14 protein-coding genes are annotated in these 15,220 nt (G+C 72.9%); 3 read left to right on the forward strand and 11 right to left on the reverse strand.

What is annotated here, in order from left to right:
* The first annotated feature begins 125 nt into the window (after positions 1 to 125).
* Positions 126 to 515 carry a peptidase inhibitor family I36 protein gene (locus ACSURM_RS02205; RefSeq protein WP_436952915.1) on the forward strand — a complete coding sequence of 130 codons (390 nt, stop codon included), beginning with the start codon at positions 126 to 128 and terminating at the stop codon, positions 513 to 515.
* Between the two features lie 87 nt (positions 516 to 602).
* Here the strand turns inward: ACSURM_RS02205 and ACSURM_RS02210 are convergent, their stop codons facing one another.
* The 6 genes from ACSURM_RS02210 to ACSURM_RS02235 all read right to left on the reverse strand — a co-directional run bounded on the left by ACSURM_RS02210 (position 603) and on the right by ACSURM_RS02235 (position 7,254).
* Positions 603 to 2,837, reverse strand: a complete 2,235-nt coding sequence (locus ACSURM_RS02210) for a glycosyl hydrolase family 18 protein (protein ID WP_436952917.1) — start codon at positions 2,835 to 2,837, stop codon at positions 603 to 605.
* A gap of 274 nt (positions 2,838 to 3,111) precedes the next feature.
* Positions 3,112 to 3,522: a MerR family transcriptional regulator gene (locus tag ACSURM_RS02215; protein ID WP_436952919.1), complete on the reverse strand. Its 411-nt coding sequence runs from the start codon at positions 3,520 to 3,522 to the stop codon at positions 3,112 to 3,114.
* The gene (locus ACSURM_RS02220; protein WP_436952921.1) at positions 3,519 to 5,018 is read right to left on the reverse strand and encodes a DHA2 family efflux MFS transporter permease subunit; all 1,500 of its coding nucleotides are present in this window, start codon (positions 5,016 to 5,018) and stop codon (positions 3,519 to 3,521) included. The genes ACSURM_RS02215 and ACSURM_RS02220 overlap by 4 nt, the downstream gene beginning before the upstream one ends.
* Before the next feature lie 11 nt (positions 5,019 to 5,029).
* Positions 5,030 to 5,614: an NADPH-dependent FMN reductase gene (locus tag ACSURM_RS02225; RefSeq protein WP_436952923.1), complete on the reverse strand. Its 585-nt coding sequence runs from the start codon at positions 5,612 to 5,614 to the stop codon at positions 5,030 to 5,032.
* Positions 5,615 to 5,766: 152 nt separating this feature from the next.
* Positions 5,767 to 6,630: a carbon-nitrogen hydrolase family protein gene (locus ACSURM_RS02230; protein WP_436952925.1), complete on the reverse strand. Its 864-nt coding sequence runs from the start codon at positions 6,628 to 6,630 to the stop codon at positions 5,767 to 5,769.
* 51 nt (positions 6,631 to 6,681) lie between these two features.
* On the reverse strand, positions 6,682 to 7,254 hold the full coding sequence (locus ACSURM_RS02235) for a GNAT family N-acetyltransferase (RefSeq protein WP_436952927.1): 573 nt from the start codon (positions 7,252 to 7,254) through the stop codon (positions 6,682 to 6,684).
* Positions 7,255 to 7,361: 107 nt separating this feature from the next.
* Between ACSURM_RS02235 and ACSURM_RS02240 the strand changes: the two genes are divergently transcribed.
* Entirely contained in the window at positions 7,362 to 8,351 is a 990-nt protein-coding gene (locus tag ACSURM_RS02240) for a phosphotransferase family protein (protein WP_436952929.1), read from the forward strand.
* Between the two features lie 68 nt (positions 8,352 to 8,419).
* Here ACSURM_RS02240 and ACSURM_RS02245 read toward each other — a convergent pair whose 3' ends face one another.
* On the reverse strand, positions 8,420 to 8,860 hold the full coding sequence (locus ACSURM_RS02245; protein WP_436952931.1) for a DUF3566 domain-containing protein: 441 nt from the start codon (positions 8,858 to 8,860) through the stop codon (positions 8,420 to 8,422).
* A gap of 601 nt (positions 8,861 to 9,461) precedes the next feature.
* Positions 9,462 to 10,034, reverse strand: a complete 573-nt coding sequence (locus ACSURM_RS02250) for a dihydrofolate reductase family protein (RefSeq protein WP_436952933.1) — start codon at positions 10,032 to 10,034, stop codon at positions 9,462 to 9,464.
* A gap of 270 nt (positions 10,035 to 10,304) precedes the next feature.
* Here ACSURM_RS02250 and ACSURM_RS02255 point away from each other — a divergent pair, with 270 nt between their 5' ends.
* Positions 10,305 to 11,048: a class I SAM-dependent methyltransferase gene (locus ACSURM_RS02255; RefSeq protein ID WP_436952935.1), complete on the forward strand. Its 744-nt coding sequence runs from the start codon at positions 10,305 to 10,307 to the stop codon at positions 11,046 to 11,048.
* Between the two features lie 45 nt (positions 11,049 to 11,093).
* Here the strand turns inward: ACSURM_RS02255 and ACSURM_RS02260 are convergent, their stop codons facing one another.
* The 3 genes from ACSURM_RS02260 to ACSURM_RS02270 all read right to left on the reverse strand — a co-directional run bounded on the left by ACSURM_RS02260 (position 11,094) and on the right by ACSURM_RS02270 (position 15,103).
* A complete protein-coding gene (locus ACSURM_RS02260; RefSeq protein WP_436952937.1) occupies positions 11,094 to 12,134 on the reverse strand; it encodes a LacI family DNA-binding transcriptional regulator in 1,041 nt (346 codons plus the stop codon).
* Between the two features lie 84 nt (positions 12,135 to 12,218).
* A complete protein-coding gene (locus tag ACSURM_RS02265) occupies positions 12,219 to 13,973 on the reverse strand; it encodes a discoidin domain-containing protein (protein ID WP_436952939.1) in 1,755 nt (584 codons plus the stop codon).
* Positions 13,974 to 14,038: 65 nt separating this feature from the next.
* Positions 14,039 to 15,103, reverse strand: coding sequence for a DUF1996 domain-containing protein (locus ACSURM_RS02270; RefSeq protein ID WP_436952941.1), 1,065 nt, complete (start codon positions 15,101 to 15,103; stop codon positions 14,039 to 14,041).
* Positions 15,104 to 15,220 lie beyond the last annotated feature (117 nt).

A 15,220-nucleotide genomic window follows, 5' to 3' on the forward strand; every position in this document is an offset into this window, starting at 1 on the left:
CGACCGCCCAGGACGCCTCACGCGCCCTCGCACACGCTCTGTCGGCCGTCCTGAGCGGGCCGTGACACTGACAGCCGTCGTCCGGTGACACCGACGGCAGAACCCGCGGAAAGGAAACCACCCCCATGTACCGTGTCACTTCGCTCGCCATCGCCTCCCTCGCCGTCGTCGCCGCGCTCGGCACGGCCCCGGCCGCGTCCGCCACCGCCCCGGCCCCGGTCGGCCCGAGCTCCGCCGCGGCTTTCCGCTGCGACCCGGGACGCTTCTGCATCTACAGCGGCTGGGACGGCGGCGGCACCCGCTGCCAGTGGTCGCAGGAGAGGGTCGCGAACACCGCCGACCTGTGTTCCTTCATCCGCAACGGCAGGAACGTGCTGTCCGTGTGGAACGGGACCGGCCACCGCGTGCAGTACTACACGCAGACCAACTTCAACAGCCGCGTCGGATCGACCGCCGCCGGCCACGGAGGGAACCTCATGGGCACCTACCAGATCCGCTCCTTCCAGCGGCAGTAGGCGCCCGCGGACGTGTGGGGCCCGGGCGGGCGGTCCGCCGCCCGCCCGCCCGGGAGCCGTACGCGGCGCGGGGCTGCCGCGGTCCGGCTACCTCAGTCCGTCGTCCAGCGCGGTCATCAGCCGGCCGTCCGGTGTGTCGCCGGACATCTCCCAGACGAACCCGCCCAGCAGGCCCTTGGACTTGATCCAGGCCGTCTTCTTCCCGATCGACCAGGCGTCGTCGAACGACCACCACTGGCCGCCCGGACCGGTGTAGCCGTACGTCGAGACGGACTGCTCGTCGTGGCGTACGGTCATCGCGGGGAAGCTGGTGATCAGGTTGTGGTAGCCGCGCACCCCGGCCTCGGTGTCGAACTGGCCGGGCGCGGCACCGCCCGCGTCCTGCCACTCACCGGCGGCCCCGCCGTCGGTCACGCCCTGCCAGCCGCGCCCGTAGAACGGGAAGCCCACCGTCAGCTTGCGGGGACTGACCCCGGCGTCCAGATAGACCTTGACCGCGTCCTCGACGCTGAAGTGGAAGGGGTACGGGTCCTGGGCGTCGGCGTACAGGTTGGAGGCGTGGCCGGCGCGCCCGGGCTCCCAGGAGTTGTCGCTGCCGGCGCCGTGGAAGTCGTATCCCTGGACATTGGCGTAGTCGAGCGAGTCGAAGATCCGGGTCAGGTCCCAGCCCGCGGAGATCTTCGCGGGGTCGGCCGGGGTGAACGCGGTCAGCAGCCGGTGCTCGCCGCCGAGCGCGTCGAGTTGCTTGCGGAACTCGGCGAGCAGCGCGGTGAGGTTGGCCTTGTCCTGGGTGCCGTAGTGGTTGCCCGGATGTCCTTCGGAGCCGGGCCACTCCCAGTCGATGTCGATGCCGTCGAAGATCCCGGCGGCCGTGCCCGGGCCGCCCGCGCCGTTGTAGACGGGCAGATCGCCCTTGATCCACACGTCGACGCAGGACTTGACGAACTTCTCCCGGGAGGCCTGGGTGGCGGCCGCGTCCGAGAAGAACTTCGAGTACGTCCAGCCGCCGAGCGACACCACCACCTTCAGCTTCGGGTACTTGGCCTTGAGCTTCTTCAACTGGTTGAGGTTGCCCCGGAGTTTGGCCCAGCCGTCGTCGGCGACGCCGTCCACCGACTGGGCGGCCGACATGGGACGCGCGTAGTCGGCGTCCGCGTCGCCCGCGCCGGTGCCCTCGTCGGGGTCCTGGGGGTTGGCGGAGACGCCCTTGGTGACCCCCGCCTGGCAGGTGAGGTTCACCGGGTCGAGGTTCTCGAAGGCGTAGTTGACGACGTCGAGCTTGGCCGCGGCGCCCGAGGTGTCCAGGTTCTTCACGAAGTACTGGCGGCCGTAGATGCCCCACTGTGCGAAGTAGCCCACCTTGAGCTGCTTGCCCGGCCCGGCCACGTCGTCGGTGGTGACGGTCAGCGTGTCGGACGCCGGTGAGGAGTTGTCGGCGGTGTCGCGTGCCTTGACGGTGAAGGTGTAGGCGGTGGCCGGGGAGAGCCCGTCGACCGTGGCCGTCGTGGCGTCCGCGCCGACGGACTTCGCCAGCGTGCCGCCGCGGTACACGTCGTAGGCGGCCACGGCCACGTTGTCGGTGGACTTGTCCCAGGCCAGGCCGACGCTGGAGGAGGTCTTGCCGGTGGCGCGCAGACGGCCGGGCGCGGTCGGCGGTGCCGGGTCGGTCGCCGGGTCGACGGTCTTGACGGTGACCGGGGCGCTCGCCGGTCCGACGTTGCCGCGCCTGTCCTTGGCGCGCACGGTGAACGTGTGACTCGTGGCCGGGGTGAGGCCGGTGACGGTGGCCGAGGTGCCCGTGGTGGCCACGGTGTCCGGACCGCCGAGCACCTCGTAGGAGACCACGGGGTGGTCGCCGCCCTGCGCCGGGGCCCAGGTCAGCGCGACCGAGTGGGCCGTGACGGCGGTCGCCTCCGGTGTGCCGGGCGCGGTCGGCGGGACGTCGGGGGTGCCGTCGCACTTGTCGCCGTTGACGGTGCAGCCCGCCGGGGCGGCGATCGGCCCGTTGGCGATGAACCAGTAGCTGTACGGTTCGGTGCTGCCGCCGGCCGGGACGCCGGCGTTGTAGAAGGCGTTCTTGACGGTCACGTGCCGGCCGGAGACGGTGGCGTCGCCGTTGTAGTGACCGGTGACCGAGACCCCGGCCGGCAGGTCGAACTCCAGGGTCCAGCCGTTGACGGCGGCCGCGCCGCTGTTGCGGACCGTGTAACTGCCCTTCCACCAGGAGCCGTTGTCCTGGCTGGTGAACGTCGCCGTCAGCGCTCCGGCCGCGTGGGCGGGCGCGGCGAGTCCGGCGAGCAGCGCGAGCGGCAGGAGCAGCATGGCGCCCAGGGCGGCGGTCCACCGCCGGAACCGGGCTCCGTGCCGCGGGGCACCGGGTCCGGGGCCGCCTCCGGACGGGGCGCGGCGAGAGGGTACGAGCGGTGGTCTGCGCCGGTGGGACATGGCTCTCCCTGTGGTGGTGGGGGTGGTACAGGGGTGGGGTGAACCGTGCGTGCGCGTTGCTCGACCGAGCGTTTTCAACGTAGAAGGTCTGGACCAATGCGTCAACGGCCTGCGTGGGGGCGGCCGTTGACGCACGGGTACATCGCGTACATCAGTGCGGGCGCCGGGCCGCCGACTGGTCCGCCAGCAGGAATCCGAGCGTGGACAGTTCGTTCACGGTCTCCTGAAGCCGGCTGATGCGCTCCCGGCCCATCCGGACGAGTTCCTCCCCCGCGGCGGCCCATCGGTCCGGGTCGGGGCACAAGGGCGGGATGCCGGAGAGAATGTCGGCGCTCTCCTTCAGGGTGATCCCCACGCGTTGCGCGGCACGGGCGAGCCTGATCCGGCAGATCGCGTCGACGGTGAAGCGACGGGCGTTGCCGCCGTTCCGGTGGGCGCTGACCACACCGTAACCCTCGTAGAAGCGGACGGCGTTGGCAGTCACCCCCGCGGCGTCGGCCACCTGCCCGACCGTCAGTGCGGCAGGGCCCGCTGCGCGGCCGGAGGACAGGGTGTCGGTCATGAGGCACGTCCCGGGTTCGCTGGTGATTCCTGCCGGTCCAGTATCGCGGGGGTGCGGCGCGGGGAGCGCAGCCGCACGACCAAGGCGAGCGACATCACGACGAGGGCCGCCGCTTGGGTCAGCCGCTGGGCATCGACGACGGTGGCCGCGTACGCGGTTCTGGCCGCCGCTCCCCCGTCGGTCACCGCCGACAGCGAGGCGCCGCCGGTCATCGTGGCCGTCAGCACCGTGAAGAGCGCGCTGACCGCCGCGGTGCCCAGGCCGTTCGCGATGGTGCTCACCAGCGACAGCAGCGCGGAGGCCGACGCCAGGTCGGGACCGTGGAGATCGCGGCTGGCACTGGAGATCGTCGGCATCATGACCGCGCCGGTCCCCGCCCCCTGGAAGAACCCGAGCAGCCCGAGCAGCGCGTAAGGGGTGTCCGGCCGGCCGACGATCACCTGGGCCAGGCCGGATCCGATCGCGAGGCCCAGACCGCTGCCGACGACGAGCCGGGGACCGAACCGTTCGAGGCAGCGGGCGGCGAACTGCACGCTGATTCCCATGCCGATCGTTCCGGGGACCATCAGCGCCGCCGTGACCGACGCGCTGTCCGCCCGCAGGATCTGCACGTAGGCGGGCATCAGCACCACGGTGCCGAAGTAGGGGGCCGCGTACAGGGCGAGGACCGCGGCGCCCCGGCCGAACGTCGGATCGCGCAGCAGGCCGATCCGCAGCAGCGGTTCCGGGTGCCTCAGCGCCCGCACCGCGAACACCGTGACCGACGCCGTACCGAGGACGGCCGTGAGGATCCGAACCCAAGCCGGGCCGTCCTGCGCGCCGATGCCGTAGGCCACCGCGACGAGGCCCGGAACCAGCAGCGCCGCCCCGAGCAGGTCGAGCCGGCTCCGCCGTCCGCGTGCCGCGTCGGCCGGCAGCCACGCGAGCGTGCCGACCGCGCCCAGCAGTGCCGACGGCACGGTGACGAGGAACAGCGGCCGCCATGACCCGGTGCCCAGCAGCACCGCGCCGAGTACCGGGCCCAGGATCGGTCCGATCAGCATCGGCAGCCCGGTGATCGCCATCATCCGGCCGCGGCGCGCGGGCGCGACAGCGCCGAGCCCGATCGTCATCCCGAGGGGCGCCATCAGACCACCGGCGAGACCCTGTCCCGCTCGGGCGGCGATCAGCCAGCCCAGGCCGCCGGACGCCCCGGCGGCGACGGAGGCGACCGCGAATCCGAGCAGCGCCGCCAGGTACACCCGACGGGCGCCCCAGCGTGCGGCGAGATTGGCTGCCAGCGGCATCGTCGCGACCATGGCGAGCGTGTACGCGGTGATGATCCACTGGGCGGCGGCCAACGACGTGCCGAACGTCGCCATCAGCCGGGGCAGCGCGACCGCGACGATCGTCGCGTCCAGCACCGCCATCAGTCCGCCGGACGCCAGCACGAGCGCGGCGCGCACTTCCGCCCTCGTCAGCCTGTTCGCCTTGTTCGCCGCGGGCGCTGCCGCCATGGTCAGCCCGTTCATTTCCGACCGGCCGGAGCCCCGGCCCGGAGGGAGCGCAACGCCTCCGCCCATACCCGCAACTCACGCATCGTCGTGTGCAGTGCCCGCTCCGCACCCGGCGGCGGAACGAAGCGTCCGTCGGCGTCCAGGTGCTCCCACGGCATCGACAGCAGCACCGACTCCCGGACCGTGGTGGCGCGCAGTTCCGGGAAGACGGCCCGCAACTGCTCGATCGCCCTGATGCCGCCAGAACCGCCGTATCCGACGAACGCGACCGGTTTGTACGCCCACTCGGCCACGTGCCAGTCGATCACGTTCTTCACCGGCGCCGGGAAGCTGTGGTTGTACTCCGGTACGAGGAACACGAACCCGTCGGCGCCCGCGAGCCGGCCGGAGACCGGGGACGCCGCCGCCCCGCCCACCCGCAGCCCGTGCATCGGCAGGGAGACCGAGGCGAGGTCGATCATGTCGAGGTCGAGCCAGTGCGCCGCACCGAGCTCGCGCTCCAGCCACGCGGCGAGGGGTTCGGCCATTCTGGGCCTGCGCACACTCCCGATCACCACCGCGATCCGGAGCCTGTTGTCGAGCGCTTCTTCTGTCATGGCGCCGACGCTAGGCATTCGCCTATAGGTGAACTCAACACGCGCCGAGCCGGGGCCGGCGGTACCGGCCTACCGGGGATCGCGGTTGGCGGCGGGGTTCCGGGGCCGTGTCCTGGGCGCGCCTCCTCGGTGCCGTCCCGGGTGAGGGCTGATCAGTCGAGCCGGTGCCAAGCCCGGGTGTGCGTGGTCGTGTCGCGCAGGTCGCTCAGCATGGGTTCCGCGTCGCGGGTGGCACGCAGGGCCTTCGGGTCGAGTTCGGCGGTGACCAGTTCGGGCCGGTCCACGGCGGCCTCGGCGAGCGGCCGTCCGTCCGGGCCCCAAATGGCGCTGGATCCACAGGTGTTCCAGCCTCCCGTAGTGCCGATGTGATTGGCGAGCACGGCGTAGCAGGTGTTGTCCAGGGCCCGTGCCGGGAACCAGGTGCGTGACTCGTGATACCCGTTGCCGACGCTGAACAGGGCGCCGACGACGTAGGCGTGGCAGCCGTCCAGCGCCGCCGCGCGCGCGTGCTCGGGGAAGCCGGAGTCGTAGCAGATGCCCAGCCCCAGGCGCCAGCCATCCAGTTCGAGGGTGCAGCCGGCCGCACCCGCGCGATAGAGCTCGCGTTCCGACTTGAACAGGTGCTGTTTGTCGTAGCGGGCGACGAGTTCCCCGTTCGTGTCGATGACCAGTGCCGACACATACAGGTCACCCTGATCGTGGAACGCGGCGCCGACGACGGCGACCGTGCCGGTCTCCCGGCAGGCGGCGGCGATGGGCTCCAGTCGCGGGTCGCCGGGCCGCACGGCGCATCGCCGAGGGTCGGCCCGGATGAGGTCGGGCTCGTAACCGCTGAGGAACTTCTCCGGGAAGACCACGAGCCGGGCCCCGGCCCGGGCGGCGTCCTGGACCATGGCCGCCACGGTGGCCGCGTTGGCCTCGACATCACCGGCCTCGGCCTGCGCCTGGGCGGCGGCTATGCGGAGCGGACGCGACGGGAGCGGCTGGAGGCGGTGCGCAGCTGTGTGTTCTGTCACGGATCTTCACCCTACCGCCGTACTGGCGCCCTGCGGGCGGGGACCCGGACATCAGCCTCCGGCGGCGCGGCCCTCCGTCGCCGCGTGCCATTCGCGGTCGAGGATGGCGTGCACCACGGAGTCCCGCCACACGCCGCCCTTCAGGACGTGCTCCCGGATGACACCCTCTTCGACCATGCGGGCGGCCGCCATGGTCCGGGCGGATGCCTCGTTCCACGGGGACCGCGCGCCCCAAATGCGGTGCAGGCCCAGGTCGTCGAAGCCGAGGCCGAGCAGCAGCCGCACCATCTCGAGGCCGTAACCGGCACCCCAGGACCGTGGGCGCAGCGCGAAGCCCATGGTGGCCCCCCGCTGTTGATGGGGATCGAGGGCCAGCCGTCCGAAGCCGACGAGCTCGAACGTCGCCCGCTCGATGACGGCGAGCGCGTATTCCCCGCGCGGCGTCTCACCGGCGCCGGCGATGGAGCGCGCCACGATCCGATCGACCTGCTCCCGGCTGCGCGGCTCGAACGACAGGTGTTCCGTCGCCTCCGGGCTGCCGTAGATGGCCAGCACCGCGTTCACGTCCTCGGTGCTCAGTTCCCGGAGGGCCAGACGGGCGCTGGAGCGGTCGACCGGATGCATGCGCCGACTCTACCCACTGGCCCCGGGCCGCCCGGGGAAGCTCTGGCCGCCGGTGGCCGCGGCCGCGTAAGGTGCGCGGATCGTGGTGGAGGAGAGGCGGTCGGGACGTGGCATTAACGGCGGACGCGCGGAAGCGGTTGGCGGAGGCGGCACGGGCCGCGCTGGGCGGCGGACGGCGGCTGGCGGGGGTCGAGCGGGTCGCGGGCGGCAGCAAGAAGGGCGTCTACCGTCTGGTGATGGACGACGCGACGACCGCCATCGCCTACCTGTGGGACGACGCCGAGAAGCACTGGCCGGCGGCCGAGGGCGACGACGACCCCACCGACCCGTTGTCGCCGGGGCCCGGGCTCGACCTGTTCGAGGCCGCGCACGCACGGCTGACCGCGCTGGGCGTCCGTGTTCCGGCGATCCGCCTCGTCGACCGCGCCGTCGGCGGCGGTTCGGCCGGCCTGGCCGTCGTCGAGGACCTGCCGGGCGAGAAGCTGGAGCGGCTGCTCGCCCGGGACCCGCGCGCGGCGGCCCCGGTCGTGGGCCGGCTCGCCGAGGCGCTGGAGGCGATGCGCCGGTACCGCGCACCGGCGTACGGCAAGGTGGCCGTGGTCGACCAGGGCGGCATGTCGCGGGGGTCGTCGTGCGAGGAGGTCGTCCTGGCCCGCGCGCTGCGGGACCTCGCCGAGGCGGCGTCGCGCGACCCGCGGATCGCGGCGGCCCGCGACCGGCTGGCCGAGCGGCTGCTGCGCCTGGCGGGCGCGGTGCGGCCCCGCGCGGAGTACGCCGTCGTGCACGGCGAACTGGGCCCCGATCACGTCCTGGTGGACGCCGACGGGAACCCCGTGCTGATCGACATCGAGGGCACGATGTACTTCGACGTCGAGTGGGAGCACGTCTTCCTGCGCATCCGTCTGCGTGAGGCGTACGGACCGCTGGCGGTGGACGGCCTGGACGAGGACCGGCTCGCGCTGTACCTGCTGGCCCAGCGGCTCTCCCTGACGGCGGGACCGCTGCGCCTGCTCGACGGGGACTTCCCCGGCCGGGCGGCGATGGCGGACATCGCCGAGCACAATCTGAGGGAGGTCCTGCGCCTGCTCCGCGCCTGAACGCGCCCGCGCCGGGCCGGCCGCCACCACGACGACCGGACAGCCACGGGGGCCTGCCCGTAGGACAGTCAGTCCGTGTCCCGGTCCCGCTGGGTCCGAGCCGGGACGTGTGTCCGCACCAGGCGGCGGGCCCTGGCCATGAGCAGCACGGCCCGTACGTTGGCCTGGGGCGGCGCGGTCAGGGCCTCGGTCACGGCTATCTCGACGCCGCCGCTGTACTGCGCCGACAGGTTGTAGAGGAAGGCACCCAGCGTCACCAGGCCGGTGCCGAGGACGACTTCCACGGTGACGACTCCGACCGCGACGGCCAGGAAGGTGCTGAACGCGGGCAGGACATCCGGCGCCACGGCGTTCACCATGATCCAGGAGACGCCCGCCATGGCGACCACGAGCACACCGAGCCCGGCCAGCAGGAGGAAGCTCATCACCATCACCGACCAGGGGTCGGCCTCCGCCAGACGCAGCCGTATCGGCCGCCGGCCCGCCCCGGGCGCCCCACCGCCGGGCACCCGCCGGCTCCAGCGGCCGGGGACCGGCCCGATCCGCCCGGCACCGGAGACACGGGAGGGGCCGGCAGGGTCAGGTCGCTCCGGTACCGTGCTCGTATCCCGGGGGAGGCCGGGCCGCTCCGCGGGTATGGGCTCCCCGTCGGGTATCGGCCCCCCGTCGGTCCCGTCGGCCCCGCCGGGCGGCACCGCGCGCCGGGGTCCGGTCGGCGCGGTCCTCGCGGAGGGGCCGGAGCCGCCGTCCTGCCCGGGTGCCGTCCGTCCGTGGAAGGTGCTGCTGGGCCTGCGCTTGGCTCGGCTCATGCCTGTCTCCCTGACTGGCCCGGCAGCCGGGCCGTGCCGTCCGCCGTCGAACGGGCCATCGCCGACCGCCAGGCGGCCTCTGGGGCCTGCTGGTCCGTGAAACCGACGGTATCGACACTTTTGCCCGCATGCACCCGCGAGTGGTACGCCGGAGGCACCACAGGACGGGCGCGGCGCCCCGGCGCCACGCCGTCCACCGGCATGGCGGCCCGCTCCCCCGCCACGCGGCCGTCCGGGTGACCCGCCGGGGGCCCGGGCGGGCCGCGCCGGGCCGGGGCTCGCGGGGGCGCGGGGGCGCGGGTCAGCGTACGACGTCGAAGACGTTCTTCTGGACGCCGTTGGCGTAGGCCTCGTGCTCGACCAGCTCCAGCTTCTGGGCGTCCTTGTCCGTGGCGCTGAACAGCCGCTTGCCCGCGCCGAGCAGGAGCGGGAAGACGAGCAGGTGGTAACGGTCGATGAGACCGGCGTCGGAAAGGCTCCGGTTCAGGGCGGCACTGCCGTGGACGATGATCGGGCCGCCCTCGGTGGCCTTCAGCGCGGCGACCTCGTCGAGCGAGCGCAGGATCGTCGTGCCGCCCCAGTCCGGCACCAGGTCGGCCTCGGTGAGGGTGGTGGACACGACGTACTTCGGCATCTCCTTGTACTCCGCGAACTCCGCCATGCCGGGCCACACCGGGCTGAACGCCTGGTAGCTGGCCCGGCCCAGCAGCATCGCGCCGGCCTCCCGCTGCTCCCGGCCCTTTATCTCGAAGGCCTCGGGCAGGAACTCGACGTCCTTGAAGGTCCATCCGGAGTTCCGGTAGCCGGGCTCGCCGCCCGGGGCCTCCACCACACCGTCGAGCGAGACGAAGGCGGTGCTGATCAGGGTGCGCATCTGGGGTTCCTCGGTATCTCGTCATCGGCGGTCGCGGACGATCATGATGACAGCCGCGTCGTACAGTTCATGATCTTTGACCGGGGAGCCCGTGAAAACTCATCGGCCGCCGTACGGCACGAGCCGCGGCCGCCGTCAACAACCGCCCGCCGGACGCGCTGTCGGGGGATTTCAGGCCACCGTAGGGACCCGTGGCGGCGTCGTGTGCCAGGCTGCCACCGCACGTGCCGCTCACCCGTCCGGGCCGTTCGACCGCAGGAGGCACCGCCCTTGACCGCCGATGAAGAGCCGCTTGGCTGGGACACCACGACCGTGGCCGAGGCCTACCGGGACCGCGACATGCGGCTCGCCGAACGGCTGATCTTCCCCGCCGTGCTGCGCGGGCTCGCGGAACGGGCCGGGCCCGGCCGGCTGGCCCTGGACATCGGGTGCGGCACCGGCGCGGTCGCGGCACGGCTCGTGACCGCCGGGGAGTGGGAGGTCCAGGGTCTCGACCCCTCGGCCGACATGCTCGCCATCGCCCGCGCGGACCGCCCCCACCCCCGTGTCTCCTACCGGTCGTTCGACGGCCGTACCCTCGACTGGCTCGCCGACGACAGCGTCGACGCGGCCGTGTGCTGCCTGGTGTACTGCACCGACCCGGACGACGGGCGGCTGGCCGCCCTCACCGCCGAGATCCGCCGGGTGCTGCGCCCCGGTGCGCCGTATCTGCTGGCCGACCTCAATCCGGCGGCGACCGGCGTGGCCTTCTCCACGCTGCGCCACGGCGAGCCGGGGGCGGTCTACGGCGACGGCGACACCGTGCCCACGCTGCTGCGGCTGCGCGACGGCACGATGATGGGGAGCACCACGCACTACCGCTCCCTCGACCGCTACCGGCGCTTCCTGACCGAGGCCGGTTTCCCCTCCCCCGCCGTCGAGTTGCCCACGCTCCCCGCCGACGGCCCGGGGTCCTCGGCGGACCCGGCGGAGACCCGGACCACGCCGTACATGATCCTGGCGACGCACGCGTGACCTGACCGGCTCCCGGTGCGGGGCCGCGCGCGTCGGCGGGTGGTGTCAGGCCGATTCCCGTACGACCAGTTCCGGGTCGAACACGACCGACGCGGGCTCGGTGCGGGTGCCGTGGATGTGTTCGTCCAGCAGGCGGGCCATCTCGGCGGCCATGTCCTCCACGGGCTGGCGCACGGTGGTCAGACGGGGGTGCCCGTCGACGGCGGCCGCGGAGTCGTCGAAGCCGACGACCGCGACGTCCTCCGGCACCCGTCGGCCGTGTTCCCGCAGCACCTGGCAGGCGCCGCGGGCCATGAGGTCGTTGGCCGCGAACACCCCGTCCACGTCCGGGTGTTCTGCGAGGAGCCCGACCATGGCGGCGCGGCCGCTGGCGTGGGTGAAGCCGCCCTCGGCGACGGGGACGCGGGCATGGCCCCGCCGGGCGAGGGCGTCCCGGAAGCCGGCCAGCCGCTCCCGGCCGGCGGGGACCGCGAGCGGACCGGAGATGGTGGCCGGCCGGCGGCAGCCCCGGGCAAGCAGGTGTTCGGCGGCGAGCCGGCCGCCGTCCCGGTGGGCCAGATCGACGTGGCTGAGCGGGACGGGGCGGGCGGGACGGGCGAACAGGACGGCGGGCAGCGACGCTTCGGCGAGCAGCGCGGGCAGCGGGTCGTCGGCGTGGCTGGAGACCACCAGAGCGCCGTCGGCCCGGCCCTGTCCGAGATAGGCGAGCACCTCCGCGCGGGCGGCGGCGGACTCGGCGAACATCAGCACCGGGTGGACCGAGCGCGGGCGGAGGTAGCCGACGATGCCCGCGACCACCCGCCCGAAGAAGGGGTCGGCGAACACGCCGGCGGCGAAGGCGGCTTGGGCCTCCTCGGAGGGGTCGCCGGCGCCGGAGACCACCAGGGCCACGGCCTCGGCCCGCCGGGTCACCAGGGAGCGTGCGGCCCGGTTGGGTGCGTACCCGGTGCGCCGGATGGCCCGGCGGACCAGTTCCTGGATCGCCGGGTCGACATTGCGTACGCCGTTGACGACCCGGGAGACGGTGGCCCGGGAGACGCCGGCCTCCCGGGCGACGTCCTCCAGGGTCGGGGCCCGTCTGCTCATGTCCCGCACCCTAACGGCCTGTCGGGCGGGGCCGGTAGAGCGCTCTCCCGGGTTCCGGCCCGGCCCGTCGTGCGCCGAGGGCGGTCAGCCGTAGACGCCGAGCTCGTACAGCGAGTAGCCCCAACCCGTGCCGCGCGTGGTGCCGTTGATGCGGACGTACCGGCCGGTGCCGCTGACGTCGAGGTCGTCGATGCCGCCGTTTCCGTCCGTCACGGTCCGCACGGTCTGCCAGGTCTGGCCGTCGTCGGAGGTCTGCACGCTGTACGCCTTGGCGTAGGAGGCCTCCCACAGCAGTCGCACATGGCGGAAGGCGGTGCGGGTGCCGAGGTCGACGCGGATCCACTGGGGGTCGCTCCAGTCGCTCGCCCAGCGGGTGCCCGGGTCTCCGTCGACGGCGTTGGCGGCGGGGCAGGGGCAGTCGCCGTAGCCCGGCTGGAAGGAGGAGGCCGTGGCGGGCTTGCCCCGGGCGAGGTCGGTGCCGTTCACCGGGGGCGGGACGACCCGGACGGACCGGGTCTCGACGCCGACGTTGCCGTGGCCGTCCTTCGCCTTCACATAGAGCTTCCACACGCCGGTCCGGTCGGGCGCGGTCACCTTCAGCCGGCCGCCGCCGAGGTCGGTGAAGGGCAGCGAGGTGAGGTTCCTGTTCTGATCGATGTACGCGCTGCTGTCCAGGACCTCGTAGCCGACCGGGTCGCCGTCGGGATCTGCGGCGCGGACCGACAGGATGAGGTCGCGGCCGGCCGGGACCGCGCCCGCGTCGCCCTCGACGGTCAGGTCCGTGATCACGGGCGGGGTGTTGTCGTGCGTGGTGTCCCCGCCGTAGGCGCGTTTGACCGCGTAGTACGAGAGCCGTCTCTCGCCCGCGGGCAGCAGGTTGAACCAGATGCCGCCGAAGTCGTACTCGGTGCCGTAGTGGAACATCGTGGCGCCGAGCGCGACGCCCTGGTGTCCGGTGACGCAGCCCCAGGCGCGGGTGTATCCGTCGGCCTTGGCCCGGTCGGAGGGTTCCAGCGGCACTCCGTTGGCGTCGTCGGGCACCTCCCACTCGCCGGCCGGTCCGGTCTCGGTGACGATGTAGGGCTTGGTGTAACCGCCCTGTTCCCAGGCGGACTTGAGGCCGCAAACGGCGTCATAGGCGTTGACGGCGTACAGGTCGAGGTCGGGGGCGTTCCTCTTGAAGTAGGGCCAGGCGCCGGCCCAGGCGTCGGTGGAGGTGACCGGGTGGCTGGGGTCGATGGCGTGGATCTTCTTGGTGATGTCGTTGACGAAGGTGGTGTAGGCGTCGCGCTGGCGTTCCAGTTCGGTTCCGCTGTAGCAGTTCTGCAGGCCGAGGACCGATTCGTTGCCGACGTCCCACATCAGTACGCCGGGGTTGTCCTTGTAGGTGCGCACCCACGCGGGGAACTCGTCGAGCATGCGGTTCTTGTAGGCGGTGTCGGTCACGTAGTCGACGCAGCCGCCGCTGCCGGGTCCGCCGCCGGGCTGGAGCCAGAAGCCGGCGATGACCTTGATGCCGTGCGCGGCGGCGGAGTCGAACAGCGGCTTGCTGCCGGCGTCGGTGCCCCAGGTGCGGATGGTGTTGACGCCCATGGACCTCAGATCGGCCAGGTAGCGGTCGGCGTCGGCCGGGGACGGGCCCCACGTGAGGCCCTTGATCCGGTACGGCTGCCCGTCCACGGTGAGCTGCCAGGCGCCCTGCGTGCCGGTGACCTTGACGACGCTGCCGGCCGCGTGCGCCTGGGCGGCCGGCAGGGCGGTGAGGGTGCAGGCGGCCAGCGCTCCCGCGGTGAGGGGCGCGGCGAGACGGCGGGCGCGGGTGCGGGGTGGGGGTCTCATGGCGGGGTCGTGTCTCCGGGGGTGTCGGCGGCGTGGGGGTGGCGTGCGGTGGGTGTGGGGGTACGTCAGGGCAGGCGGTAGTCGGCGTTCAGGGCGGCACCGGCCTCGGGGTGGGTCTGGTCGTAGCCGCGGGCGTCGCACTGGAGTCCGCCGGCCACGCAGTGGTCCACCAGTGCCTTGAGCGTCCGCTCGTCCCAGGCGTTGAAGAAGTCGTAGTGGAAGCTGTGGCCGGTGCCGCTGGACAGCCGTACCCGGGACAGGTCGCCGTTGACGGGGAACGCCATCTTGAACTCGATCATCGGCAGGGCCACCGGATGGCCGGCTGGGCAGACGTCGTCGTTCGTGCCGGGTCTGACCACGGGGTAGGCCATGTGGCCGCGGTGGTCGGGGGTGTCCAGGTACGTGCCGTCCCAGCAACTGGGCGCCTGGAAACGGATGTTGAGCTGGACGTCGGCGCGGTTCGGGCAGGTGGCAGGGAACTCGGTGTTGAAGTAGCTGTCACCGCACTCCCAGCCCTCGACGAACCCGGGGTGGTGGCGGAAGGCGTCGGCGCTCTGCATCGGGTCGCCGACAACGAACCTGAGGCCCTTGGGGAAGGGCCGCACGCTGGTGTAGTCGGTGACGCCGGCCTTGTAGTAGATGGTCTGCGGGCCGACGGGCAGGACGGGCCGGTCCCCGTCGTACAGGGTCGGCATCCAGTAGCCGGACAGGTCCCCGGGGGCCTTGCAGGTGGTGCCGCCAGCGCTCAGCGAGGCGGTCGTACTGTACGCGTCGGTGGTGGTGCTGCCCATGAACGTGTGGTCGTGGGACGTGCCCGGCTGCCGCGGGCGGGCGATCGGATCGTCCGCCTTGGTGTGGCTGACCGCGCAGTTGGCCTGGAACTCGTGGAAGTAGCGGTGCGGCGGGTTGCCGGTGGACGGGGTGACGCCGGTGACCGGCGGGACGGCGGGGATGTAGCCGTCGCCGTCGGGGTCCTCGGGTGAGGCGTCCGTCGGCACCGCCAGGGCGTGGCCGGTGCCGGCGGCGCCGTGCGGGGCGGGCGACGCGGCGGCCGTGGTGACGCCGAGCACGGCCAGCGCCACGGCGGAGGTGACCAGCGCACCCGGGAGGAACTGCGATCTCCGTGACATGGGGGGCTCCTCGACGCGGGGAAGGAGAGGTCGTACGGAGGCGGTGGGAGAGCGCTCTCCCACCGCTGGAGTGTTGGGGCGGCGGCGGGAGGGTGTCAAGGGAGACGACCGAACACA

This window comes from Streptomyces sp. SudanB182_2057 (assembly GCF_964272715.1).
Classification (GTDB): Bacteria; Actinomycetota; Actinomycetes; order Streptomycetales; family Streptomycetaceae; genus Streptomyces; species Streptomyces rubradiris.

What these genes read in the sequence shown, in the direction of transcription:
- ACSURM_RS02205 (WP_436952915.1), top strand. Translation starts at nt 126, where the DNA reads ATGTACCGTGTCACTTCGCTCGCCATCGCCTCCCTCGCCGTCGTCGCC.
- ACSURM_RS02210 (WP_436952917.1), bottom strand. Translation starts at nt 2,837, where the DNA reads ATGCTGCTCCTGCCGCTCGCGCTGCTCGCCGGACTCGCCGCGCCCGCC.
- ACSURM_RS02250 (WP_436952933.1), bottom strand. Translation starts at nt 10,034, where the DNA reads ATGCGCACCCTGATCAGCACCGCCTTCGTCTCGCTCGACGGTGTGGTG.
- ACSURM_RS02235 (WP_436952927.1), bottom strand. Translation starts at nt 7,254, where the DNA reads ATGCATCCGGTCGACCGCTCCAGCGCCCGTCTGGCCCTCCGGGAACTG.
- ACSURM_RS02215 (WP_436952919.1), bottom strand. Translation starts at nt 3,522, where the DNA reads ATGACCGACACCCTGTCCTCCGGCCGCGCAGCGGGCCCTGCCGCACTG.
- ACSURM_RS02265 (WP_436952939.1), bottom strand. Translation starts at nt 13,973, where the DNA reads ATGAGACCCCCACCCCGCACCCGCGCCCGCCGTCTCGCCGCGCCCCTC.
- ACSURM_RS02270 (WP_436952941.1), bottom strand. Translation starts at nt 15,103, where the DNA reads ATGTCACGGAGATCGCAGTTCCTCCCGGGTGCGCTGGTCACCTCCGCC.
- ACSURM_RS02225 (WP_436952923.1), bottom strand. Translation starts at nt 5,614, where the DNA reads ATGACAGAAGAAGCGCTCGACAACAGGCTCCGGATCGCGGTGGTGATC.
- ACSURM_RS02260 (WP_436952937.1), bottom strand. Translation starts at nt 12,134, where the DNA reads ATGAGCAGACGGGCCCCGACCCTGGAGGACGTCGCCCGGGAGGCCGGC.
- ACSURM_RS02220 (WP_436952921.1), bottom strand. Translation starts at nt 5,018, where the DNA reads ATGGCGGCAGCGCCCGCGGCGAACAAGGCGAACAGGCTGACGAGGGCG.